7 protein-coding genes are annotated in these 5,160 nt (G+C 64.3%); 5 read left to right on the top strand and 2 right to left on the bottom strand.

Translation table 11 applies throughout. The features are described 5' to 3' along the window. Positions 1–415, bottom strand: a 415-nt coding sequence (locus tag EN925_RS22595) for a GntR family transcriptional regulator (protein WP_245487270.1), incomplete at its 3' end; no start/stop codon positions are given. Positions 416–524: 109 nt separating this feature from the next. Between EN925_RS22595 and EN925_RS22590 the strand changes: the two genes are divergently transcribed. Next, complete coding sequence (locus EN925_RS22590) at positions 525–1,454, top strand: aldose 1-epimerase (RefSeq protein ID WP_064995067.1); 930 nt, start codon at positions 525–527, stop codon at positions 1,452–1,454. A gap of 18 nt (positions 1,455–1,472) precedes the next feature. On the opposite strand, the gene pcaQ is transcribed toward EN925_RS22590, so the two are convergent. Next, positions 1,473–2,390: a pca operon transcription factor PcaQ gene (gene pcaQ / locus EN925_RS22585; RefSeq protein WP_127384966.1), complete on the bottom strand. Its 918-nt coding sequence runs from the start codon at positions 2,388–2,390 to the stop codon at positions 1,473–1,475. 93 nt (positions 2,391–2,483) lie between these two features. On the opposite strand from pcaQ, the gene pcaD reads away from it, so the two are divergent. The 4 genes from pcaD to pcaG are packed head-to-tail and all read left to right on the top strand — an operon-like array spanning position 2,484 to position 5,052. Further along, entirely contained in the window at positions 2,484–3,293 is an 810-nt protein-coding gene (pcaD, locus tag EN925_RS22580; RefSeq protein WP_127369971.1) for a 3-oxoadipate enol-lactonase, read from the top strand. Next, the gene (gene pcaC, locus EN925_RS22575) at positions 3,286–3,693 is read left to right on the top strand and encodes a 4-carboxymuconolactone decarboxylase (RefSeq protein WP_127369970.1); all 408 of its coding nucleotides are present in this window, start codon (positions 3,286–3,288) and stop codon (positions 3,691–3,693) included. Before pcaD ends, pcaC begins: the two co-directional genes overlap by 8 nt. Continuing rightward, positions 3,683–4,438, top strand: coding sequence for a protocatechuate 3,4-dioxygenase subunit beta (gene pcaH / locus EN925_RS22570; RefSeq protein WP_128336939.1), 756 nt, complete (start codon positions 3,683–3,685; stop codon positions 4,436–4,438). The genes pcaC and pcaH overlap by 11 nt, the downstream gene beginning before the upstream one ends. Further along, positions 4,438–5,052 carry a protocatechuate 3,4-dioxygenase subunit alpha gene (pcaG, locus tag EN925_RS22565; protein ID WP_013532961.1) on the top strand — a complete coding sequence of 205 codons (615 nt, stop codon included), beginning with the start codon at positions 4,438–4,440 and terminating at the stop codon, positions 5,050–5,052. Before pcaH ends, pcaG begins: the two co-directional genes overlap by 1 nt. The last annotated feature ends 108 nt before the right edge of the window (positions 5,053–5,160 follow it).

The following is a 5,160-nucleotide window of genomic DNA, read 5'->3' as shown; positions in this document are numbered from 1 at the left end:
CCTCCATTTCGACCAGAGCTGCATTGATCTCGGCGATCTGCGCTGGCGTGGCGCGCTGGGCCGCAAGCGCTGCCGACATCGGCTCGATGGCCCTGCGCAATTCGAACAGCGCCCGGACATCGTCGGCGCTGACACCGCTGGCATAGCGCCATGACAGGACGTCCGGGTCGAGGAAATTCCAGTCGGCACGAGGACGCACCCTTGTGCCGGTCTTCGGCCGCGATTCGACCAGCCCCTTGCCCGCCAACACCTTGATCGCCTCGCGCAGCACCGTGCGGCTGACCCCCAGCATCTCGCTTGAATCGTCGGCATTGGGCAGTGCCTCGCCGGGTAGGAAATCGCCTTGAACGATGCGCAATCCGATTTGCTCGACGACGGTCGCATGCAGAGCGGTGGAGCCGCTGGAAACCGCCACCGCGACTCTCGACGTACGCGCCATACTGAAAGATTTGTTATTCTTCATACTATTCATATGATATGTCTTATCGGCATTGCGATTGGAGTCAAGGGATGGGGGAGTGCCGATGACAAAGAATTCCGCTGCCGTTGCCGAGCAGCACCAAGGGCTGATCTCGATCAGCGACGGCATTGCGACCGTGGAGATCGCGCCGGCCGCCGGCGGCGCGCTGGCGTCGTATCGCTGGCGGCAAAACGGATCCGTCGTGGATTGGCTGCGCCCTGCGGATCAGGCGGCGATCGACGGCCGCGATGCCGGCGCCATGGCCTGCTTCCCGCTGGTTCCCTATTCCAATCGCATAAGGCACGGCCGCTTCGCATTCGCAGGCCGCACCGTCGAACTGCCGACCAGCCCGGACGATCCACATCATGAGCATGGCCATGGCTGGCGTCGGCCATGGACCGTCGTGCGGCACGAAGCCAGCGCCACCGTCCTATCCTATCGCCATGCCGCCGATTCCTGGCCGTGGAGCTATGAGGCAAGGCAAGAGATCTCGCTGGTCGATGGCAGCCTGATCACCGCCATCTCGCTGCGCAACCTGTCGGACGCGCCGATGCCGGCCGGGCTCGGCCTGCATCCCTATTTCCCATCGACACCGTGGACGCATGTCCAGGCGCGGGTGTCCGGCATGTGGGAGACCGACGCGGAAATCCTGCCCACCCGGCACGTCCTGCCGCCTGCAGGCTCCAACCCGACCACGGGCTTCGACGTGTCGGAGACGGACTTCGACACGGTCTTCACCGGATGGTCGCGCCGCGCCCGGATCTCCTGGCCGGAGCATGGACGGCAACTGGACATCGAGGCCGAGGCGCCACTCGATTTCCTTGTCCTCTACACGCCGCCCGGCGAGCCGTTCTTTTGCGCCGAACCGGTCAGCAACATCACCGATGCCTTCAACCGCAGGGCTGACACGGGCATCGAGGCCGGCTGTATCGTACTGGCGCCCGGGCACATGCGGTCCGCAAGCGTTCGCTTCACGCCTTCGCGGGAGATCTGATCGCCAGTCTGAGCCGCATCAACTGCTTTGCCTCGCCGCTTCGCGGATGGTCTGCAACAGGATGGAGAAGGCCGGCGAGGGCGCCGTGTCGGTCCGCATCGTCAGGCCGACCGGTCCCTTGGTTTCCTCGGTGTTGACCGGCAGGGCGACGAAGGCGCCACTGCCGAGTTCATTGGCGACGACGCCGGCCGAAATGATCCAAACCGCATCGCTCTGCCGCAGGAAGGCGCGGCCGAAGGAGTCCGAGACGGTTTCGATCTCGGTTGCCGGCGCCGTCATGCCGCTGGTGATGAACAGGCGGTCGACGAAAGGGCGGATGACCGATTCCCGTGTCGGCATCAGCGCCGGGAACTCGTCGAGCCGCGCGAACACGTCCTGTCCGGGCTCAAGCAGCGGATGTCGCGCCCGCACCACGAACAGCACCTGTTCGGAGTAGAGATGCTCGAAGAAGAAGCCGGTCATGTTCTCCGGCGCCGCCAACCGTCCGACGACGAGATCGAGCGCGCCGGTGCGCAACTGTTCGAGCAGCACCGCGTTCTCGCCGGTGACGATCTTGATCGCCGCACCGGTGCTCTCTTTGAGGAACAGGCTCATGGCAAGCGGCATCACCCGCGCCGACACCGTCGGCAGCGCGCCGATGCGGATCGGGTGCCGGTTGACCGCTCCGTCCTGGCGGACGGAATCGACGCCTTGCTTGAGCGCCGTGATCGCCGTGGCGGCGTGGCGAAGGAAGATCTCGCCGATGCGCGTCAGTCGGATGCCGCGGCCGTCGCGCTCCACCACCGCAACCCCCAGCGCCTCTTCCAGTTCGCGCAATGTCTTGGTCACGGCCGGCGGGCTGACATGCAGCAAGTCAGCCGCTCGCGCCACGCTCCCCTGCCGCGCAACTTCCAGGAATGCCTGCAGGTGACGGAACCGAATGCGGCTCTCGGACATGGATTCGATAACCCCTGAGTTAATGAAACGCCGCAAAATATCATTTTACCGAACCAAACGCCTTGTGCAATGTGGGGGCGGAGGATCGAAACCGTGCCATTCGTCACCATCGGCGGCATCACGCTGCACCATCGCCACATCAAGGCGACCGGCAATGCGCGCCCAATCATATTCATCAATTCGCTCGGCACCGACTTCCGGATCTGGGACGAAATTGTCTCGACGTTCGATGGTGAAATGCCGCTGCTGGTGTATGACAAGCGCGGCCACGGACTGTCCGACATCGGCGACATCAGGTCGATCGACGATCACGTCGATGACCTCTCGGCGCTCATCGATCATTTCGGCTTGAGCAAGGTCGTGCTGTGCGGCCTGTCGGTCGGCGGCATGATCGCGCAGGGGCTCTATGCCAGGCGGCCTGAAATCGTCGAAGGCCTGATCCTTTGCGATACGGCACACAAGATCGGCACGACAGACAGCTGGAACACACGCATCGCGACTGTCGAAAGCAAGGGCATCCAGGCGATTGCCGATGGCGTGCTCAAAGTGTGGTTCACCCCCGCCTTCCACGCGGCGCGTCAGGCCGAGCTCGACGGTTACTGGAACATGATGACGAGGCAAGCGCTTGCAGGTTACATTGGGACTTGCGCGGCCGTTCGCGATGCCGATTTCACCGATGCTGCACGCCGCATCGCGGTGCCGACGCTCTGCGTCGCCGGCGACCAGGATGGCTCGACACCTCCCGATCTCGTCCGCTCGCTGGCCGCGCTGATCCCCGGCGCGCGCTTCGAAATCATCCGCGACGCTGGACACATTCCTTGCGTCGAACAGCCTGAAGCGCTCACCGCCCTGATCCGCAGTTTTATCTCGTCGCTTGCCCCTGGAGCAGAAACCCATGGATGAAGTCTCCGGCGATGCAGTCAGATATCGCACCGGCCTCGCGGTGCGGCGCTCGGTGCTTGGTGACCGCCATGTCGACCGCGCCGAGGTCGCCGCCACCGATTTCGACCAGCCTTTCCAGGAGTTGATCACCGAGGCCGCCTGGGGAACCGTGTGGGCGCGGCCGGGCTTGACCAGGCGTGAGCGTTCGATCGTCACGCTGGCGCTGCTGGCCGCACTCGGCCATGATGAGGAGGTTGCTATGCATGTGCGCGCCACCGTCAACACCGGTGCCTCGCGCGACGATATCTGCGAGGCGTTCCTGCATGTCGCCATCTATGCCGGCGTGCCGGCCGCCAACCGTGCCTTCAAAATTGCCAAGGACGTGTTTTCGGAAATGGACGGAAGCCAGAATGACCGCTGAGTCCGGCTCGAACCGGAGGCCCGAGACCGGCGCCTTCTTCCAGCGTGACCGGACCTGGCATCCGCCTGTTCTGACACCGAATTACAAGACCTCCGTGCTGCGCTCGCCGCAGAAGGCGCCGCTGCCGTTCGACAACACGCTGTCGGAGATTGCAGGTCCGGCCTTCGGTCACGCCATGCTCGGCAAACTCGACGCCGACCTGATCCACAATTTCGCCAGGCCCGGCGAGAGCGCGCTCGGCGAGCGCATCATCGTCCATGGCCGGGTGCTCGACGAACGCGGTGTTGGCGTACCCGGCGCGCTGCTCGAATTCTGGCAGGCCAATGCCGGCGGCCGCTACCGCCACAAGAAGGACGGCTATCTGGCGCCGCTCGACCCGAACTTTGGCGGCTGCGGGCGCGCCATAACAGGCGAGGATGGCGGCTACGCCTTTCGCACCGTCAAGCCCGGCCCCTATCCCTGGCCGAACGGGCCGAACGACTGGCGGCCCTCGCACATCCATTTCTCGGTCTTCGGCCACGGCTTTGCGCAGCGGCTGATCACGCAGATGTATTTCGAGGGTGATCCGCTGATCTGGCACTGCCCGATCGTGCGCGGCATCCCCGATAAGGCCGCCGTCGAAACGCTGATCGCCACGCTCGACATGCAGGCGACGATCCCCTTCGACGCGCGCGCCTACAAGTTCGACATCGTGCTGCGCGGGCGCCGCGCGTCGCTGTTCGAAAACAGGCTGGAGGGCAATTGATGGCCCAGTCGCTCGACCGGCTCAGGGAAAGCCCCTCGCAGACCGCCGGACCTTATGTCCATATCGGGCTGACGCCCAATTTCTGCGGCATCGGCGGCGTCTATGCGACCGACCTTGGTGCGACCATGGTCAACGACAAGACCAAGGGGGAGCGCATCGGCCTGCGCATCCGGGTGCTCGACGGTACCGGCACGCCGCTCAAGGATGCGCTGATCGAGATCTGGCAGGCAGATGCGGATGGGCTCTACAATTCGCCGGCTGAACTGCGCGGCGCGGCCGATCCGAACTTTTTCGGCTGGGGCCGTTGCCCGACCGACATGGACACCGGTCTGTGCACGTTCGAGACGATCAAGCCGGGCCGCGTGCCGTTCAGGGACGGAAGCCTGATGGCCCCGCACATCACCCTCTGGATTGTCGCGCGCGGCATCAATCTCGGCCTGCACACACGCCTGTATTTTTCCGATGAGGAAAAGGCCAATGCCGGGGATGCGATCCTGGCGCGCATCGAGCACCGCGTCCGCGTGCCGACGCTGATCGCCGAGCGCAACGGCGATATTTATGTTTTCGACATCCATCTCCAGGGGGAGAAGGAAACGGTCTTCTTCGACAGCTGATGGTCAGGAGGAGCAGGATATGACCGTATCGCCCTTCGACCATCCACTGCTCTCCGCTCTTCGCGGCGACGAGGAGGCGAACCGGCGTTTTTCCGTCGAGGCGGAAAT

This window comes from Mesorhizobium sp. M7A.F.Ca.US.006.04.2.1 (assembly GCF_004022915.1).
GTDB classification, from domain to species: Bacteria; Pseudomonadota; Alphaproteobacteria; order Rhizobiales; family Rhizobiaceae; genus Mesorhizobium; species Mesorhizobium ciceri.
This window is presented reverse-complemented; position numbering and strand designations above follow the sequence as displayed.